This is a genomic window from Streptomyces sp. NEAU-174 (assembly GCF_052665095.1).
The window spans coordinates 126,739-144,923 of the sequence record NZ_JBQTCE010000010.1; the positions used below are offsets into that span (position 1 = coordinate 126,739).

12 protein-coding genes, 1 tRNA gene and 2 pseudogenes are annotated in these 18,185 nt (G+C 69.7%); 5 read left to right on the forward strand and 10 right to left on the reverse strand.

The window, feature by feature from the left end; translation table 11 throughout:
- Window positions 1–231: 231 nt before the first annotated feature.
- A complete protein-coding gene (locus ACT2CW_RS27660; RefSeq protein WP_138911542.1) occupies window positions 232–417 on the reverse strand; it encodes a hypothetical protein in 186 nt (61 codons plus the stop codon).
- Window positions 418–659: 242 nt separating this feature from the next.
- Between ACT2CW_RS27660 and panD the strand changes: the two genes are divergently transcribed.
- Window positions 660–1,091 carry an aspartate 1-decarboxylase gene (panD, locus tag ACT2CW_RS27665; RefSeq protein ID WP_138911541.1) on the forward strand — a complete coding sequence of 144 codons (432 nt, stop codon included), beginning with the start codon at window positions 660–662 and terminating at the stop codon, window positions 1,089–1,091.
- A 384-nt stretch (window positions 1,092–1,475) separates the two neighbouring features.
- Here panD and ACT2CW_RS27670 read toward each other — a convergent pair whose 3' ends face one another.
- The gene (locus tag ACT2CW_RS27670) at window positions 1,476–1,751 is read right to left on the reverse strand and encodes a hypothetical protein (protein WP_171072362.1); all 276 of its coding nucleotides are present in this window, start codon (window positions 1,749–1,751) and stop codon (window positions 1,476–1,478) included.
- Window positions 1,752–2,134: 383 nt separating this feature from the next.
- Between ACT2CW_RS27670 and ACT2CW_RS27675 the strand changes: the two are divergent.
- A pseudogene (locus tag ACT2CW_RS27675) lies at window positions 2,135–3,102 on the forward strand (IS630 family transposase); the annotation flags it as partial.
- Window positions 3,103–3,124: 22 nt separating this feature from the next.
- Here ACT2CW_RS27675 and ACT2CW_RS27680 read toward each other — a convergent pair.
- Both ACT2CW_RS27680 and ACT2CW_RS27685 read right to left on the reverse strand, forming a co-directional pair.
- Window positions 3,125–3,697, reverse strand: a complete 573-nt coding sequence (locus tag ACT2CW_RS27680) for an integrase core domain-containing protein (RefSeq protein ID WP_206311553.1) — start codon at window positions 3,695–3,697, stop codon at window positions 3,125–3,127.
- A gap of 1,176 nt (window positions 3,698–4,873) precedes the next feature.
- A tRNA-Pro gene (locus tag ACT2CW_RS27685) sits at window positions 4,874–4,947 on the reverse strand.
- A 224-nt stretch (window positions 4,948–5,171) separates the two neighbouring features.
- On the opposite strand from ACT2CW_RS27685, the gene ACT2CW_RS27690 reads away from it, so the two are divergent.
- Complete coding sequence (locus tag ACT2CW_RS27690) at window positions 5,172–5,873, forward strand: transketolase (protein WP_445518585.1); 702 nt, start codon at window positions 5,172–5,174, stop codon at window positions 5,871–5,873.
- A 60-nt stretch (window positions 5,874–5,933) separates the two neighbouring features.
- Window positions 5,934–6,848, forward strand: a complete 915-nt coding sequence (locus ACT2CW_RS27695; protein ID WP_445518586.1) for a transketolase family protein — start codon at window positions 5,934–5,936, stop codon at window positions 6,846–6,848.
- 22 nt (window positions 6,849–6,870) lie between these two features.
- Here ACT2CW_RS27695 and ACT2CW_RS27700 read toward each other — a convergent pair whose 3' ends face one another.
- Complete coding sequence (locus ACT2CW_RS27700) at window positions 6,871–7,821, reverse strand: alpha/beta fold hydrolase (RefSeq protein ID WP_445518587.1); 951 nt, start codon at window positions 7,819–7,821, stop codon at window positions 6,871–6,873.
- Between the two features lie 346 nt (window positions 7,822–8,167).
- Between ACT2CW_RS27700 and ACT2CW_RS27705 the strand changes: the two genes are divergently transcribed.
- A complete protein-coding gene (locus tag ACT2CW_RS27705) occupies window positions 8,168–11,476 on the forward strand; it encodes an amidohydrolase family protein (protein ID WP_445518739.1) in 3,309 nt (1,102 codons plus the stop codon).
- A 56-nt stretch (window positions 11,477–11,532) separates the two neighbouring features.
- On the opposite strand, the gene ACT2CW_RS27710 is transcribed toward ACT2CW_RS27705, so the two are convergent.
- The 5 genes and pseudogenes from ACT2CW_RS27710 to ACT2CW_RS27730 form a co-directional block, all read right to left on the reverse strand.
- Window positions 11,533–12,429: a Vgb family protein gene (locus tag ACT2CW_RS27710; protein WP_445518740.1), complete on the reverse strand. Its 897-nt coding sequence runs from the start codon at window positions 12,427–12,429 to the stop codon at window positions 11,533–11,535.
- Between the two features lie 33 nt (window positions 12,430–12,462).
- Window positions 12,463–13,176 (reverse strand): annotated as a pseudogene (locus tag ACT2CW_RS27715) (alpha/beta hydrolase); the annotation flags it as partial.
- Between the two features lie 148 nt (window positions 13,177–13,324).
- Window positions 13,325–14,062 (reverse strand): helical backbone metal receptor, encoded by a 738-nt coding sequence (locus ACT2CW_RS27720; protein ID WP_445518588.1) that lies wholly within the window; start codon window positions 14,060–14,062, stop codon window positions 13,325–13,327.
- A 163-nt stretch (window positions 14,063–14,225) separates the two neighbouring features.
- A complete protein-coding gene (locus ACT2CW_RS27725) occupies window positions 14,226–16,847 on the reverse strand; it encodes an ABC transporter permease/substrate binding protein (RefSeq protein ID WP_445518589.1) in 2,622 nt (873 codons plus the stop codon).
- Entirely contained in the window at window positions 16,840–17,988 is a 1,149-nt protein-coding gene (locus tag ACT2CW_RS27730; RefSeq protein ID WP_445518590.1) for a quaternary amine ABC transporter ATP-binding protein, read from the reverse strand. The genes ACT2CW_RS27725 and ACT2CW_RS27730 overlap by 8 nt, the downstream gene beginning before the upstream one ends.
- Window positions 17,989–18,185 lie beyond the last annotated feature (197 nt).

Consider the following 18,185-nt stretch of genomic DNA (forward strand, 5'->3'; position numbering starts at 1 on the left):
TGATACAGATAGTTCCACTGGGCCAGCATGGCGGTGCTGAACGCGTCGGTTGGGGGACAGCGAGGTCGCGACGTCCGCACCGTCGCTGATCACCAGCCGGCCGCCGGGGCGCACCAACGAGCGAAGACAGCACCGCGTCACGGTCGCGCATGTGGGAGAGGGTGAAACGCACATGCACGAGGTCGAACCTACCGAGTGACGGAGGTGCCGCAAGGTCGCACTCGACGACCGTCAGCCGTGCGCAGTCACCCTCCCGCAAAAGCAGGTGTGAAGGTCGCGGGCCACCACCTCGCCCTGCGCGCCCACCTGGTCGGCAAGCAACCGGCTGACGGTCCCGCAGCCCGCGCCGGCGTCCAGGATCCTCATCCAAGTCGTCATCAGCCCGGCGACACCATCCTCGTCGCTATTACCGCTCACGGGGCACTCATCAAGGAGCCGATCACCGATCACCTGCGATCAGCGGGGCAATGCCCCCAGCGCGCCCGCCGATCCCGCCAGACTGTCCACGACCTGCAACGACGCTTTTCCGAACAGAAAAAGTGAGCAGGTCCGGATATTAATCCCGGCCTTTCAACGGCTATCGAGTCGGTTTATCATCGAGCCACCGGCGCGAACTCCGTCAGGGGGCGCGACCACGCACATTCCGGAAAGGTGGCAGCATGTTGCGCACCATGCTCAAATCCAAGATTCACCGGGCTACAGTGACCGAGGCCGACCTGCACTATGTGGGATCGGTAACGGTCGACGCCGACCTTATAGACGCAGCTGATCTACTTCCCGGCGAGCTGGTTCATATCGTGGACATCACCAACGGGGCCCGACTTGAGACCTATGTCATCGAGGGGCGCCGCGGTTCGGGTGTCATCGGTATCAACGGAGCGGCAGCACATCTGGTGCACCCTGGTGACCTCGTCATCCTGATCAGTTATGCCCAGGTCGAGGACGCCGAGGCCAAACGCTTGCGTCCACAGATCGTACATGTGGACCAAGACAACCAGATCGTCGGACTCGGCGCTGACCCCACTGATCCAGTACCCGGCTCGGCTCACAGCGAGCGGAGCCCCAGCGCGGTGGGTCCGGCCGCGAGTTAGGTGCTGAACCACTCACAGCTCGACGACCCCACGGCGGCGGTCGGGAGCGGCATGCTTTCCCCGCGGGCGGAGAGGACCCGCCGCCCAAGCCCCTGCCTCAAAGTGCCTCTACCGAACGTGGCCAGACCCGAGGCGGTTGGCGAGATGCCGCCGTCGTTCTGGGACGGCATACCGGCCGTGGTGATACGGCTGGTATACCCGCTCGTCTGCCGGACCTTACGATGGCTTGCCCTGCTCGCCCGTTCGGATACCGTGAGGGGCACGGAGAACCTTGCAGCTGAGTGTGGCCGCAGTGCTGGCCGAACCCGGCTCGGCGACCTGGAGACAGTGCCGCGCACCGACCGGCGGTGGGACGAACAGTCTTCGTGATCCGGCGCATCGGACTCAGGACGGCTCGCAGACCGCCAGGTGGTCGGGGTGACCGTGCTGGCCGAGGTATCCCTCCCCGACCGTGCTGTACGCGCCCGGCGGAAGCGTGGAGCACAGGCCGGTCGCGCCGTCCTGGTAGACGACCATCACACTCACGGTGTCCGTGCAGTTGTTGGCGGCATTGGTGTATCGCCAGCTCTCGTACATCGCCACGCAGGCCAGGGTCGGCCCGGATGTCCGGTCTCCGGCGGCGGCCGGCACGGACAGACCGAGCGGAAGAATCAATGCCATGACGGCTCCTGCGGACACCGCGCTCCATTTGATCCGACTCCGCATCATTTCTTCCTCGTTTCGCTGACCGGGTGTGTACATGTAGTTGAAGGTATTCCCCCGCAACGCACCTTTGGGTCTTCAAGAGTTGAAGATTCCGGATGGGCGAGCACGAGCGCAACCCGATGAGCCCTCTTTCAGACAGCCCAGCCCTTTCGGACCCGGCAGCCCGTCACCGACGCGAACGCCCCGCCTGGGGCACCTGAGGGACCAGATGACGCTTCAACCACACCAGCAGCCGCCTTCGGGGGACGTGCCGTCGAGCCAGGTCACCGGCGCCCGGCGCTGACCGGGACACCGCGGCCCGCGAGCCGTCCGGCAGCAGCTGCCCCCATCCTTGACCGGAAGGGGGTGGACGGCCGGTCACCGGTCGCCGAGAACCCAACGGCGCGAACGATCGAAAGGTGCGGATACAGGCGGCGGAGCTGTTCGCTCAGCAGGTCAAACCGCCCGAGGTGGCCCGGCATCTGCGTGTGAGTGTGAAGTCGGCCTACCAGTGGCAGCAGTTGTGGCGGCAAGGTGGTGCCGACGCGCTGCTTTCGCGAGGGCCGAGCGGGGGCCGGTGTCGCCTGTCTCCGCGCTGTCTGGAGAAGCTCGCCGGGTATCTCGAGCAGGGGCCGGCCGCGCACGGCTGGACGGAGGACCAGGTGTGGACGGCTGCACGGGTGGCCACGCTGATCGGCAGGAAGTTCCACGTCTCCTACAGCGTCTCGGGCGCAACGAGGCTGATGCGCCGGCTCGGTTTCACTCCGCAGATGCCCGCACGCCAGGTGGCCGAGCGCGACGAGCAGGCCGTGGCCGACTGGAAGGAGGCGACCTGGGTGGAGGTAAAAGGGCCCGGGCGGCCTGCAGGGGCTACATCTGCTTTGAGGATGAGGCCGGCTTCACCCGCAGACCGCCCAAAGGACGCACCTGGGGCCGGCGAGGCCACACCCCGGTCGTCACCGTCAGTGGACGACGCTATGGGCGCCTGTCGGTGGCCGGGCTGATCGCCTGGCGCCCGGGCTCCCGCACCCGGCTGTGCCACCGCCTGCTCACTCACCCCGCGGGCAAGGGCACGCGACGCAGCATCAGCGAGCGCGACTACATCGCCCTTCTGGACGGCGTCCACCAGCTGGTGAAGGCACCCATCGTGCTCGTATGGGACCGGCTCAACACCCACGTCTCCAAGACGATGCAGGAGCTGATTGCCGAACGTGAGTGGCTGACGGTGTTCCTGCTTCCTGCGTACTCGCCCGATCTGAACCCCGTCGAGGGCGTGTGGGCACACGTCAAACGCAGCCTGGCCAACCTCGCCGTCGTCGCCCTCGACCTGAAGGGTGTCAATATTCCGATCAGGCTGCTGAGCTGGGTGTTTCCTGTGGATGGTGAGGCCGGGGTGGCATGGTGTGGTATTCGTTGAGCAGTCCGCCAAGTATCTGGCGGCGTCTGACCGTGGCGGCGGGTAGAGGGATGACGTTCGGGTGGTCGTCTGGGGCTCGTAGGTCGAGGCTGCGGTGGGCCCGTCCGGTGTTGTAGTGCTCGGCGTACGTGGTGAGGACGGCACGGAGGTGTCGTTCGCCGGTGATGAGGAGTCGGTCGGTGCATTCGGCGCAGGCTGTGCGTATCCATCGTTCCGCGAACGCGTTTGACCGGGGGCTTTGCGGCGGGGTCGGGATGACGGCTGTGCCATTGCCGGCGAAGACAGCGTCGAACACGGCGGTAAACTTGCTGTCCCGGTCACGGATGAGGAACCGGAAGCACCCAGCGCTGTCGCCGAGGTCCATGAGCAGATTGCGGGCAAGTTGGGTGATGACCCATGCGCCGGTCGGGTGGGCGGTGACACCCAGGACGTGAACGCGCCGGGTGGCGATCTCCATGACGAAGAAGACATAGACACGCTTGAGGAAGACGGTCTCCACGTGCATGGAATCGCAAGCGAGCAGCGTGTGAGCCTGTGAACGGAGGAAGGAACGCCAGGTCTGCTGGCTTGCTCGCTGCGGTGCGGGCGGTAGACCGGAGCGGCGCAGAACGCGTCGGATAGTCTCAGCGGCGACCCGTTGACCAAGCCGAGGCAACTCACCTTGGATCCTGACATACCCCCAGGTCGGGTCCTCTCTCGCCAGGCGCTGGATGAGCGCAACTGTCTCTTCCTGCAACGGTGGCCGACCGGGCCTGACCGGTGTTTGGCGCCACTTCCAGCGCACCAAACGCCGGTGCCAGGTCAGCAGGGGGCCCGGGGTGACCAGTCGATGGCGACGTAAGGCGGGTGGCAGGTGCCGTGCGAGAGCGGAGAGCACGGCACGATCAGCCCCATGAGAGCCGCGGCCGCTGGACCTGCCGACGAAGCACAGCGACCTCATGACGAAGGGCAAGGATCTCGGCGTTGTTCGCGGCGGTCGATCGGCCCAGCAAAAGGAAGCAGCCCAGTAGTCGGCAGAAGGTCAGGTAGAGCAGTCGCACACCCACGATCACTGATCATGCCCATACGCGGACGATCACAAAGCCCCAGGTCAACGACCGTACAGCAATAAAGACACCCTTCAGGCCAGCCCAGCAGCGCTTGGCACACTATTTTGCGCGCAAGGGCACCTGCCGACCGTCTCGCTACGGCGCTACAGAGCCCGATAGGGCGCTCACGCCCTGGGAGTGCCCCGTCTGCCGGCACACGCCAAGGGGCATTACCTCGTCTTGACACGGTAGATACCTGCGGCCGGGACACCCGAGCACCGACTGCCTGCGGAAACACACATACCGAGGCCCTCAGCCCATAGCTTCCCCCTGTCGCATGGGGAGCACGACATCGTGCTCCCACCCCGAAAGGGGGTCGAGAGCCGACAAGGGGTCCTTATATCTCTCGATGCAGAAGACATCCGAATCGATCGGGTGACGTCAGGGGCCTGCGGTTGACGACGGCGCACAGGGGCGCGGTACGGCACCGCACGTCTACCGGATCGGGTGACGGACGAATCGGGCATCGTTGACACGTCTGCGAGTTGGGAGCACGAGGGCTCCCAGAGGGCTCCCCATTGCTCCCAGCCCGGAAACGGTTAAGGCCGCCTCCGCTACCCGCAGAAACGGCCTCCGACCTGCGAAAACGCCGGTCGGGACGACAGGATTTGAACCTGCGACCCCTTGACCCCCAGTCAAGTGCGCTACCAAGCTGCGCCACGTCCCGGTGCTCGTTCGGCTTGGGCTTTCCCTCGCCGACCGCGCATGAAGAACAATACCGCACTTCAGGGGGTGGTCGCTGCCACCCCGGGTGAAGATCGGGAGTCCGGCGGGACCAGCTGGGGTGTTTACCTTGTGGGGTCGGGGCATCGCACATTGTTACCGGGGAGCAGGCAGGGTGGTTCGGGCGGGGCTTGACTTGAAGTTTGGTTTAAGTTGCACGCTCGCGGCATGACGTTCACCGACGTTCACACCGGGTATGGGTACGACGATCTTCCTCGGCTGATGAGTCTGATGACCGGGGACGAGAAGCACGGGCCGGCTGCCACCTCGACGCTGGATGTGGTCTGGGTGCTTTACGACCGTGTGCTGCGGGTTTCGGCGGAGGGCGCGGAGGCGCCGGAGCGGGATCGGTTTTTGCTGTCCAAGGGGCATGGGCCGATGGCGTACTACGCCGTGCTTGCCGCCAAGGGGTTCTTTCCCGAGTCGCTGCTGGCGGGGTTCGGGGCGTATGACTCGCCGCTGGGGCACCATCCGGATCGGGTGCTGGTGCCGGGGGTCGAGATCAGCAGTGGGTCGCTCGGGCATGGGTTGCCGTTGGCCGTGGGGAGTGCGCTCGGGTTGCGGGCGCAGGGGCTCTCCGGGGCCGCGGTGTGGGTGCTCATCGGGGACGCCGAGCTGGACGAGGGCAGCAATCACGAGGCGATCGCGTACGCCGGGGCCGTGGGGCTGGAGCGGCTGCATGCGGTCGTCGTCGACAACGCCTCCGCCAGTCACAAGCGGCCCGGGGGCATCGCCGCGCGCTTCGAGGCCGCGGGGTGGTCCACGGCGACCGTCGACGGGCGTGATCACCAGGCGCTGTACGAGGCGTACACCGCGCCGCACCCGGGGCGGCCGCATGTCGTGGTGGCCCGGGTCGAGGGAAAGGTCTGATGCGATTCCAGGGGCGAGTGCGATTCAAGTGTGAGATCCAGTGTGAGAGGGGCTGTTCTTATGGACACCATGCGTGAGCGTTTCGCCTCCGTCGTCTCCCGTCTTCTGGACGACGATCCCCGGCTGGCCGTCGTGCTCGCCGAGATCGGTAAGGACGGCTTCACGGACGCGGCCCGGGCGCATCCCGACCGGGTGATCAATGTCGGCATCCGCGAGCAGTTGCTGGTCGGCGTCGGCGGTGGACTGGCTCTGACCGGGATGCGGCCGATTCTGCACACCTTCGCCAGCTTTCTGGTCGAGCGGCCCTTTGAGCAGGTCAAGCTGGACTTCGGGCATCAGGGCGTGGGCGGGGTGCTGGTGAGCGCGGCCGGTTCGTACGACTGGCCGGCGGGCGGCTACACCCATATGGCGCCCGGCGATGTGGCCCTGCTGGACACGCTCGACGGCTGGACCGTCCATGTGCCCGGCCATCCGGACGAGGCCGAGACCCTGCTGCGGGACGCGGCCGCCGCCGGTGACGACTCGGTGTACGTACGGCTGTCGGCGCACTCCAACTCCGCCCCGCGGGACATCGTCCCCGGCCGCTTCCTGACCGTACGGGAAGGGCGACGCGGTGTGGTCATCGCGGTCGGGCCGATGCTCGATGGCGTCCTTACGGCCGTCGAGGGGCTGGACGTCACCGTGCTCTACGCCACGACTGTGCGGCCCTTCGACGCGCGGGCGGTGCGTGCCACCGCCGAGGCGGCGGTCGGCGGCGTCGATGTCGATGTCGATGTCGTGCTGGTCGAGCCGTATCTCGCGGGTACCTCGACCGCCGCCGTGAACGACGCGCTCGCCGATCGCCCGTACCGGGTGCTCGGCCTGGGTATTCCCCGGCGCGAGCTGCGCCGCTACGGCACGATCGACGAGCATCTCGCGGGGCAGGGGCTGGATCCGGGGGCGTTGCGCGAGCGGATCTCCGCCTTCCTGCGGTGAGGGCCCGTGCCAGGCCGGTGGTTCAGATGTGCTTCTCCAGCCACGTCAGCAGGTCCTGCTGGACCTCGTCCCGGTTGGTCTCGTTCAGGATCTCGTGCCGGGCCCCGGGGTATCCCTTCCAGGTCAGCTCGCGCGTGCCGCCGTAGCGGAAGTCCTCCAGGAGTTCGTAGACGAGCGTCATCCCCTGGTTGCACGGGTCCTCGGTGCCCACCACCACATGCACCGGCAGCGCGGCCGGGATGCGGGCCTGGTGGCGCGGGTCGTTGATCTTACGGACGCCACGGACCCAGTCCTGGGACAGCCCGGCACTGAACGCGAAGCCGCACCGCTCGTCCGCCGCGTACGTGGCCACCTCCGCCGCGTCGCGCGAGAGCCACTCGAAGCCCGTCCGGTCCTGGAGGTGCTCGTACGGGTCGTTGAACGAGGCGAAGAGGGTCGGGGTGAAGGTGGACTGTCCGTTCCGGCCCCGTTCCGCGATCTCCTGCGCGATGCCCGCCAGCGCCTCCTCGGTCTCGGTCCCCGGGAGTGAGCGGAAGGTGCCGGAGAGGATCAGCCCGGCCAGCTCCTCGCCGTACTCCTGGGCGCAGTCGCGGGCCAGCATCGAGCCCATGCTGTGGCCGAGCAGGACCAGGGGCGCACGGGGGTGCGCGGCCCGCGCGCGGTCGCCGATGGTGCGCAGGTCCGAGACGATCGCCCGCCAGCCGTCGCCCTCCTCGCCCACGACGCCGAAGCCGCCCGTCGAATCGGCGGTGGCCCCGTGGCCGCGGTGGTCCGAGGCGACCACCGCATAGCCGTGGGCGGCGAGGAAGCGGGCGAACCGGTCGTAGCGCCGGGCGTGCTCCGCGGCGCCGTGGGCGATCTGGACGATCGCGCGCACGGTGCCGTTCTCCGGCAGCCAGCTGTAGGTCACGACCCGCACGCCGTCGGGCATGGGCAGATGGTCGGTGCGGTGGGTGATACCGCCGTCGGGCATGCCGTCTCATCTCCTTGCTCCGATCGATCCGGTGTGCATCGATCCGGTCGAATGGATCTGGTGCGAACGGAAGCCCACTCTCCCTTTGCCGGGCCCGCTAGCCAAGGGCATCGACGCGGTCCTGTCCTCCGGGGCGCGGGGTGTGAAACGATCAAGCGCTTGGTACCGCGTATCGACTGCCGATCCATGCAACTCCCGTGTTCCAGGAGGACCGTTGGACTCGCACGACGCTTCGCTCTCCACCAGCTCGCCCAACTCCCCCGGTTCGGAAGGCACTTCCGGGCCGCCCAACTCCCCTGATTCGGCGGACTCTTCCGGTTCACCCGCCTCAGCGGACGTCTTCGCCCTGTCACGGCGGCGTTTTCTCCAGGCCGCCGCCGTGGGAACCGCCGCCGCCACGGCCGCCACGGCCGCCACCCTGCCCCTCGAGACGGCCGCCGCCGCGCCGGCCCGGGTGGGCTCGCTCTCCTTCACCGCCGCCACCAACGGCGCGGCGACCCTCTCCCCGTCCGGCGACCGCCTGATCGCCGAGGTCCAGAACGTCCTGTGGTCGGTCGCCCGCAAGGGCGGCGAGGCCGTCGCGCTCACACCGGCCGATCTGGAGCCCACCCGGCCGGTGTACTCCCCCGACGGAAGGCTGCTGGCCGTCTGCGCCTACCGGGGCGGCGGATTCCATATCTGGACACTGCACCCCGACGGCTCCGGTTTGCGGCAGCGAACGGACGGTCCGTGGGACGACCGCGGTCCGGCCTGGTCGCCCGACGGCACCCGGATCGCCTTCGCCTCCGAGCGCGGCGGCGACCCCGTGGCGGGCAGCCCGTACCGGATCTGGGTGCTGGAGATCGCCAGCGGCGAGCTCACCCGGCTCACGGGGGTGGACGGCCAGGACGGGCCGCTCCAGGGCGGGGCCTGGGAGGACTTCGACCCCACCTGGTCCGCGGACGGCGAGCGGGTGCTGTTCGTACGCGGCGCGCCCGCCGGGACGACGCTGAACGCCCGCACCGTCGCCTCCGTACGGGCCGACGGCACCGGACCGGTCACGGTCGAGCGCACCGATCCCACCGCCGACGCCCAGGTGATGACGCCGTCCGTGTCGGCGGGCGGCCAGCTCGCCTATCTGCGCACCACGGCCGCTCCCGCCGCCTCCTGCACGCTGGTCGTGAACGGGGAGGCGGTGGCGGTCACGGGCGATGTGCAGCCCGTTCCGCCCCGTTGGGTGTCACGGGACGAGCTGCTGCTCACCGTGGACGGGCGGTTCCGGGTGTTCCGGATGCCCTCGGCGACGCGGTCCGGCGCCGGCGGAGACGCCGAGAGTGAGAGCGCCGCCGCCGGGGGTGAGGGCACCACCCGGGCCGGGCGCGCCGGTGAGGATGCCGACCGTAAGGCGCTTGCGTACGAGGAGATCCCCTTCTCCGCCACCCTCCCCGTCGACCGGCCCCGCTATCGCGTCAAGCGGTACGACTTCGACGGTGGCGGGGTGCGGCCGGTGCGCGGGCTGCATCTGCCCGCGCTCTCCCCCGACGGCCGTAAGGTGGCCTTCGCCGCCCTCAACTCCCTCTGGGTCGCCGATGTCTCCGGCGGCCGGGCCCCGCGCCGGGTCGTGCGGGCGGCCCCCACCCGGTATCTGCTGGCTCCCACCTGGACGCCCGACGGGCGCGCCCTGGTGTACGCCGACGACCGCGACGGGCTGCTGGCCGTGCGCCGCCGGGACCTCGCCTCGGGCGAGGAGACCGTGCTGGCCTCCGGCGGCCGGGTGCATCCGGCGCTCTCCCCCGACGGCAAGCGGCTCGTCAGTGTCGACATGTCGGGAAACCTGGTCCTGCGCGATCTCGACGCCGGTACGGAACGGGTGCTCGCCGCGCCGATGGGCGCCGGAGGGCTGCCCGGCCGGCCGAGCTGGTCGCCCGATGGGCGCTATGTCGCCCTGTGCGATCGCAATCGGCTGAACCAGCGGTTCCGCGAGGGCTACAACCTGATCCGGGTGATCGACGTCAGCACGGGTGCGGCCAGGCAGCACGCCGTCGCCCCGCACACCTCCCTCTCCGACCGCTATGACTCCGGACCGGTCTGGTCTCCCGATGGCCGCCATATGGCGCTCATCGTCGAGTCCGCCCTGTGGCTGCTGCCGGTAAGGGCGGACGGCACCCCCGACGGCGCGCCGCGCCGGCTGACCGACGAGGCCGCCGATCACCCCTCCTGGTCCGGGGACTCCCGCAGCGTCCTGTATCTGTCGGCGGGCCGCCTGCGGCTGCTGGACGTCAAGAGCGGCACCGCCCGTACGGTCCGTATCCCGCTGGACCACCGGCGGCCACGCCCCGCGGACACTGTCGTCCACGCCGGGCGGTTCTGGGACGGCACCGGCGGCGAGGGCGGCGGCACCGGTCGTGACGGCCGTAAGGGCGGCACGGTACGCGAGGACGTGGACATCGTGGTGCGCGGCGGACGCATCGCCGCGGTGGCGGCGCACCGGGCCGGGCGGCCCGCGAAGCGGCGCGTCGACGCCTCCGGCCGCACCGTCATCCCCGGGCTGTGGGACGCCCATACCCACCCCTGGCAGTACACCTATGGCGGCCGTCAGACCGCCCTCCAGCTCGCGTACGGCATCACCACCGCGGTCTCCCTCGGCGGGTTCGCCTATGAGCAGGCGCGCCTCAGGGAGGCCGTCGCGGCGGGCGCCCTGGCCGGGCCGCGGCTGCTGGCCACCGGTGAGCTGCTGGACGGGCCGCGCGTCGCGTACAGCATGGGACGGGCGCATCGCACCCGCGACGGGCTGCGGCGCTCCCTGGCGCGCGGTGCCGCGCTCGACTGGGACTTCGTCAAGACCTATGTGCGCGCACCGGGTTGGATCATGGAGGAGGCGGCCCGGTTCGCGCATGAGCGGCTCGGCGTGCGTACCGGCAGCCATCTGTGCTCACCCGGCATACAGCTCGGACAGGACCTGACGACGCATCTACAGGCCACCCAGCGGCTGGAGTACGGCCACGCCACGACGGCGACCGGGCACTCCCAGCAGGACCTGACGGAGATCTACACCGCGACCTCCGACTTCCGGCTCATCGCCACGCCGTTCACGGCCTCGCCCCTGGTCGGGGCGGACCCCTCGCTGGCCGAGGACGAGCGGGTCACCCGGCTGATGCCGCCGTGGGACACCGCGCTCGTACGGCAGCTCGCCGGGGCGCCCCCGACCGTGGACCAGCTGAACACGCTGCGCAGAGAGATCGGGGTCTACCAGCGGATCCTCGCCGGGGGCGGGGTGGTGGCCCTGGGGACGGACCAGCCGCTGGTGCCGGTGGGCCTCCATCTGCACATGGCGCTGCGCGCCCTGCACCGGTTCGGGCTGTCGCCGGAGGAGGCGCTGCGCACGGCGACCGTCCTCCCGGCGCGGGCCTTCGGCGCCGACCGCGACCTGGGCACCCTGGAGGTCGGCAAGCTGGCGGACCTGACCGTCGTGGACGGCGATCCCTTCACGGACTTCGACACGCTGGTACGGACGGTGTCGGTGCTGCGGGGCGGGGTGCCGTACGAGCAGCGCGAGCTGGTCGAGTCCTTCCCGGGGGCCGGTGCCGCGGCCGCACCGCACGGGAAGTCGGCGGATGAGTGGCTGGAGGTGGGACGGCTGCTGCGGCGCGACTCCTGCTGCTCGGTGGACGGCTGAGGGTGATGGGGGTGGGGCGGAGGCTTCGGCCCCCGGCCCGCCCCCCGCTCGGCAGGTCAACGGGGGACGTCGATCCTGGCCAGGGCTCCCGTCTCCAGGGCGCACCACAGCGCGCCGTCGTGCGCGGCGATGCCGTGCGGTTCGCAGTCGGCCCGGGGCAGGTCGTACGCCGTGATCCGGCCGTCCGTGGTGATGCGCCCGACTCCGCCGCGGCCCCATTCGGTGAACCACAGCGCCCCGTCCGGACCGCCGGTGACGGCGTGCGGCCGGGCCTGGCGGTCGGGCAGCGGGTACTCGGTGACGGTGCCGTCCACCGTGATGCGGCCGATCTGCCCCGCGCCGATCTCGGTGAACCACAGGGCGCCGTCCGGCCCCTGGGCCAGGCCCACCGGCGCGGCGGCCTCGGTCGGCAGGGGGTGGGCGGTCGTCCGGCCGTCCATGGTGATCCGGCCGATGGCGTTGCCCTGGTTGAGGGTGAACCACATCGCGCCGTCTGGCCCCGCCACCATGGCGGACGGGAAGGCTCCGGGCGCGGGGTACTCGGTGATGTCGCCGTCCATGGTGATCCGCCCGATGCGGTCGGCGGCCGACAGCGTGAACCATATGGCCCCGTCCGGGCCCGCGGCGATCCCGTACGGGCCGCCGTCGGCGGTCGGCGGGGCGAAGGAGGAGACCGTGCCGTCCACCGCGATCCGGCCGATGCGATGGGTGCCGTACTCGCTGAACCACAGGGCGCCCTCGGGCCCTTGGGCGATCACCGTCGGCTTGGCTCCGACGGAGTGGACGGTGATCCGGCCGTCGGCGTCCCTGCGGCCGATCGCGCCCTGGTGGACAAGCGTGAACCACAGGGCGCCGTCGGGGCCGCCGGTGAGCGCGTAGGGGCCCGCGTCCGGGGCGCTGACGGTGAAGACGCGGACCGGGTCGGCGAGCCACCGGCCGATCCGGTCCAGCAGCACCTCGCCCGGCTCGGACAGGTGGAAGGCGTGCGGCATGCCCTCGTACTCCTCCAGACGCACGCTCACCCCGGCGGCGTCGGCCGCCTCTGCGAAGCGGCGGGCGTCGTCCAGGAGCACCTCGTCCGTGCCCGCGGCGATCAGCAGCGGCGGCAGCCCGCGCGGGTCCCCGTACAGCGGTGACTGCGGGGCGTGGCCGGCGGACGCGCCGGCCAGGTACTGGGCGCTTATGGAACCGAGCGCGGCCCGGCTCAGTACGTCCTTACCGTCGTTGGCGGCGATCGACGCACCCGTAAGGGCGAAGTCGGTGATGGGTGAGACCGCGATCGCGGCACCGGGCCGCGGACCGCCGGTCCGCTCGATCTCCAGCAGGGCGGAGAGCACCAGCGTGGCGCCGGCCGACTCCCCGGCGAGAACGACCTCGGCGGGCGGGACGCCCTCGTCCAGCACAGCGCGCCAGGCGGCCAGCAGGTCCTCGAGCGCCGCGGGATACGGGTGTTCGGGCGCCAGCCGGTAGTCCACCCGCAGGGCCGGGCGTCCGGTCGCCTTCGACAGCCGGTAGGCCATCACCCGCTCGGCCTCGGGCATCGTGTGGGCGAACCCGCCGCCGTGCGCATAGATCACCGCGCCGCCGTGTGCGCCGGGCGCGCTGATCCAGTCGCCCCGCACCTCTGCGTCGTCCGGGAGCGGGGCGGCGATCAGCGCGTCGGGGCGGTCGCGGACCGCTCGGGCCGCCTCGGGCGCCATGGGTACGGCGATGACGTTCAGCAACGGTCCTCCGTTGAAAGCGTTCCGGTGAAACTGTTCCGGTGAAGGTGTTCGGTGAGTTGGTCCCGGGCCGGCGAGGGTGGGTGGGCCGGAGCGTCTCCCCCGGACCGCGCCGGCCCTCGTACGGTCAGCGCGCCGCCGACAGCACGGCCGTGAGGGCGGCGGGCGCCTCCGCGAGCGAGGGGCCGTACCAGGTGAGGTGACGGCCGCTGACCAGGGCCGCCGGGAGGCCCGGGAACGCCTCGGGGCCGTCGTCGGCCGTGAAGCGGTACGGCTCGTCGGGCAGCACCACCAGATCCGCCCCGCGCGCCGTCAGCTCCTGGATCGGGATCCGGGGGTAGCGCTCGGGATGCCCGCTGTAGAGGTGCCGTACGCCCAGCCGGGCCAGGACGTCGCCGGCGAAGGTGTCCCGGCCCAGCACCATCCACGGACGCCGCCACACCGGTACGACGGCGTGCCGCACCGGGCCCCCGGTGCGTACGTCCGCCCAGGCGGCCTCGGCCGCGTCCAGCCAGCCGGGCCGGGCCAGTCCGCAGCCGCGCACCAGGACCCGCTCCAGCTCGGTGAACGCCTGCTCCAGGGTGCGCACTTCGGTCACCAGGACCTCGAGACCCGCGGCGCGCAGCGCGGCGAGGTCGGAGGGGCGGTTCTCCTCCTCGTTGGCGATCACCAGATCGGGGGCGAGGGCGGCGATCCGGGCGGTGTCGGGGTTCTTGGTGCCGCCGATCCGCTCCACGGTGAGGCCGGGCGGATGGGTGCACCAGTCGGTCGCCCCGGAGAGCAGCTCCGGCGCGGTGGCGGCGACGGCCTCGGTGAGCGAGGGCACGAGGGACACCACGCGCCGTACGGGAGTGCGAGAGCTCATCGCTCCACCGTACGGGGCGACGGGCCCTTCGGCGGCGTCCGGCCGCTCCAGCACGGCACGGCACGGCGCCCGGCGCGGCACATCGCCCGCAGGACGGGGCGACACAGCACCGCGGCCCGGAGCATGCGCTCCGGGCCGCGGTGTGCGTGGTGCGGACGGTGGGTCAGGAAGTCACCGGCGCCATCTTGTCGACGATGCCGGGGTGGGCGTCCATCCACTTCTGGACGCCCTTCTCCTCGTTGCCCTTACCGGCGTCCTGGATGGCCTGCTCCAGGGTCGCCAGCTCCTTCTCGGTCATGTGCCACTTCTTCAGCCACCCGTTGAACTCGGGGAACTTCTTCGGGAAGGACTTGTTGGCGAGGGTGTGGAGCTGGTTGCTGGCCCCGAACGCCTTCTTCGGGTCGGCGAGCTTGGTCAGCTTGTACTTGCTGTAGGCCCAGTGCGGGGTCCACAGGACCACGGCCACCGGCTCCTTCTTGGCGTACGAGCGTTCCAGCTCGGCCAGCATCGCCGGCGAGGAGCCGTCGCTGACCTTGTACTCCTTGTCCAGGCCGTACTCCTTGAGCACCTTGCCCTTCAGGAGCTTCATCTCGCCGGTGCCGGGCTCGATACCGACGATCTTGCCGTCGAAGGTTCCGGCCTTCCCCTTGAGGTCGGCGAGCGACTTCACGTCCTTGACGTAGGACGGCACCGCGATCTCCAGGGAGGTCTTGTCGTACCACGACCCGACGTCGACCAGGTTCTTCTTGTATCTGTCCCAGTACTGCTTCTGGGCGACCGGTAGCCAGCCGTCGAACTCGACGTCGACCTGTCCGGTGCTCATGCCGGTGAACATCGAGCCGACGTCGTACTGCTTGATCTCCGGCTTGTAGCCGCGCCGCTCGAGGACGTTCTTCCACAGGTAGGTGGTGGCGATGTCCTCGTCCCACGGGAAGTAGCCGATCATCGGCGCGGCGCCCGCGTCCTTGCCCTTCTGGTCGGCGCCGCCGGGCACCGGGGCGAGCTTGTTGGCCATGCCCGGGTTCTGCTTCAGCCAGGCGCGCACGCCCTGCTGCTCCTTGCCCTTACCGGCGTCCTGGATGGCCGACTCCAGGCTGGTGAGCTGCTTCTCGTCCAGCTTGAAGTTCTTGATCCACTTGGCGACCTGCGGGTTCTCCTTGGAGAAGCCCTTGCGCGCGAGGGAGTCGATGTGGTCGCCCTTGCCGAAGGCGCCCTTGGGGTCCTTCAGCTTGGTGAGCTTGTACTTGTCGTACGCCCAGTGCGGGGACCACAGGGTGACCGCGATCGGCTCCTTCTTGGCGTAGGAGCGGTCCAGCTGCGAGAGCATGGCCGCGGTGGAGCCCTTGACCAGGCTGAAGTTCTTGTTCAGCCCATAGCCCGGCATGACCTTGTCCTGCATCAGCTTCATCTCACCGGCACCGGGCTCGATGCCCACGATCTTCTTCTTGAAGGTGCTGGACTTCTTCTCGAGGTCCTCCAGGGTCTTGACGTCCTTGACGTACGAGGGGACCGCGACCTCCAGGGAGGTGGGGCCGTACCAGGAGCCCAGGTTCTCCAGCTTGCTCTTGTACTTCGACCAGTACGAGGCGTGGGTGGTGGGCAGCCAGGAGTCCGTCTCGAAGTCGATGTTGCCCGCGGCCATACCGGTGTACAGCGCGCCGACGTCGTACGACTGCACCTTGGGCTTGAAGCCGCGCTGCTCCAGGAGCTCCTTCCACAGGAAGGTGGAGGCGACGCCCTCGTCCCAGTTGATGTAGCCGATGTTGACCGACTGGCCCTTGCCGACGTTGGCGGAGACCTTGGGGCCCTCGTCGTCGCCGCCGAACATGCTCATACCGCCGGCGACCAGCGCCAGGACGACCACACCGACCATGGCGACCGAGGTCGCGGGGCGCCAGTGCAGCACCTTCACGCCGCTGAGCGCCTTGGCCTTCTCCTTGGCCAGCGCGCGGCGAGCCAGCGGGGAGACGCGCTGATTGAGCGCGCTGGTCATCCGGTCCAGGTACATGGCCAGGATGACGACCGCGATACCGCCCTCGAAGCCCATGGCCACGTCGACGGAGCTGATCGCCTGGAAGACGGTGGAGCCCAGGCCCTCGGCGCCGACCATACCGGCGATGACGACCATGGACAGCGCCAGCATGATCACCTGGTTGACGCCCGCCATGATGGTGGGCAGGGCCAGCGGGAGCTGGACGCGCAGCAGGGTGCGGCGCGGATGGGTGCCGAAGGCGTCGGCCGCCTCGACCAACTCCGCGTCCACCTGCCGGATGCCCAGTTCCGTCATGCGGACGCCCGGGGGCATCGAGAAGATGACGGTGGCGACGACACCGGGGACCACCCCGAGGCCGAAGAAGAAGATGCCGGGGATCAGGTAGACGAAGGCGGGCATCGTCTGCATGAAGTCCAGCACCGGACGGATCACGGCGCTCACCGCGCGGTTGCGCGAGGCCCAGATGCCGAACGGCACCGCGAACACGATGGTGATCACACCGGCGACCAGCACCAGTGCGAGGGTGTTCATCGCCTCGCCCCACAACTCGATCGAGTCGATGAGGGCGAATCCCAGGAAGGCGAGCACGGCGGGCAGCAGCCCGCGCAGCCACCAGGCGAGCAGCGCCAGGATGCCCGCGAGCAGCAGCGGCTCGGGGCCGCTGAGCACCGTGTTCACCCCGTCGTACATGCCCTGGACGACGCTGGAGATGAAGTCGAAGAGCCAGCTCAGATTGTCTCGGAGCCAGTTGACGCCGGAGTTGATCCAGTCGCCGAGCTGAAGCCTAGGCACCGGTGATCACCTTCTTGGTGGTCTCGGGCGCGTCCGGAGCGCCACCGGACGACGACTGGGCCCCGTCGGGCCCACCGTCCGCCTCGCCGAGGGCGGCGAGCAGCCGGGCGCGGGTGACGACGCCGGTGAGCGCGCCGTCGTCGCCGGTGACGGCGACCGCGACTCCGCTGCGCGAGCAGGGCTGGAACAGCTCGATGATCGGGGTGCTCTCGGTGACGGTGGCGGGGGCGGCGGCCAACACGTCCTGCGCGGTGCGCAGCGTGGTGCCGTCGTCGGTCTTGGTGCCCAGCACCTCCTCCGGCTCGGACATGATCGCGCCGGCGGTCAGCACCCGGCTGCGGTCCACGTCCTGGGTGAAGGAGGCGACGTAGTCGTTGGCGGGGGTGACCAGGATGTCCTCGGCGGTGCCGATCTGGACGATCTGGCCGTCGCGCATCACGGCGATACGGTCGCCGAGCCGCATGGCCTCGTTCAGGTCGTGGGTGATGAAGACAATGGTCTTCTTGAGCCGCTTCTGGAGCTCGAGCAGCTGATCCTGCATATCGCGGCGGATCAGCGGGTCCAGCGCGCTGAAGGACTCGTCCATCAGCAGCATGTCGGCGTTGGTGGCCAGGGCCCGCGCGAGGCCGACGCGCTGCTGCATACCGCCGGAGAGCTCATCGGGCCAGGACTTCTCCCAGCCCGCCAGGCCCACCAGCTCCAGCGCCTCGGTGGCGCGCCGGACGCGCTCCTCGCGCGGCACGGCCTGCACCTCGAGGCCGTAGGCGGCGTTCTCCAGGACGCTGCGGTGCGGGAAGAGGGCGAAGTGCTGGAAGACCATGCTGATCTTGCGGGACCGGACCTCGCGCAGACCCTTGGGAGAGAGCGCGGTCAGGTCGTCGTCGTCGAAGAGCACACGCCCGGCGGTCGGCTCCAACAGCCCGTTCAGCATCCGCAACAGGGTGGACTTGCCGGACCCGGACAGACCCATGACGACGAAGATCTGGCCCGCCTCGACGGCGAAGGAGGCATCGACGACCGCCGCCGTCGTACCGTTCGCCCGGAGCTCTTCGCGGTCCGCGCCGCCTTCCAGCCGCGCCACCGCCTCATCGGGTCGTCTGCCGAACACCTTGTACAGGTGTTCGGCTCGCAATTTGGCCACATGTACCTCTCAGATCGCACCAAAAAGCGACCCGCCACCCCCGCCGGCGGGTCGTGGAGCGGTACGGCATCGGACCGCTGACCGCCGCAAAAGTTGAATCACTGAACGGGTTCGCTCCGGGGGCGCGCCTGCCCCGATCGATTTGGCGTAAACCAAACGGTGATCCAGTTCACATTATCCTCGGGATCGGTGTCAGT

Bases quoted from the DNA above. Each gene is read 5' to 3' on its own strand.
- ACT2CW_RS27670 (WP_171072362.1), bottom strand. From the start codon at position 1,751: ATGGCATTGATTCTTCCGCTCGGTCTGTCCGTGCCGGCCGCCGCCGGA.
- ACT2CW_RS27680 (WP_206311553.1), bottom strand. From the start codon at position 3,697: ATGCACGTGGAGACCGTCTTCCTCAAGCGTGTCTATGTCTTCTTCGTC.
- ACT2CW_RS27695 (WP_445518586.1), top strand. From the start codon at position 5,934: ATGGACACCATGCGTGAGCGTTTCGCCTCCGTCGTCTCCCGTCTTCTG.
- ACT2CW_RS27700 (WP_445518587.1), bottom strand. From the start codon at position 7,821: ATGCCCGACGGCGGTATCACCCACCGCACCGACCATCTGCCCATGCCC.
- ACT2CW_RS27720 (WP_445518588.1), bottom strand. From the start codon at position 14,062: ATGAGCTCTCGCACTCCCGTACGGCGCGTGGTGTCCCTCGTGCCCTCG.
- panD (WP_138911541.1), top strand. From the start codon at position 660: ATGTTGCGCACCATGCTCAAATCCAAGATTCACCGGGCTACAGTGACC.
- ACT2CW_RS27690 (WP_445518585.1), top strand. From the start codon at position 5,172: ATGACGTTCACCGACGTTCACACCGGGTATGGGTACGACGATCTTCCT.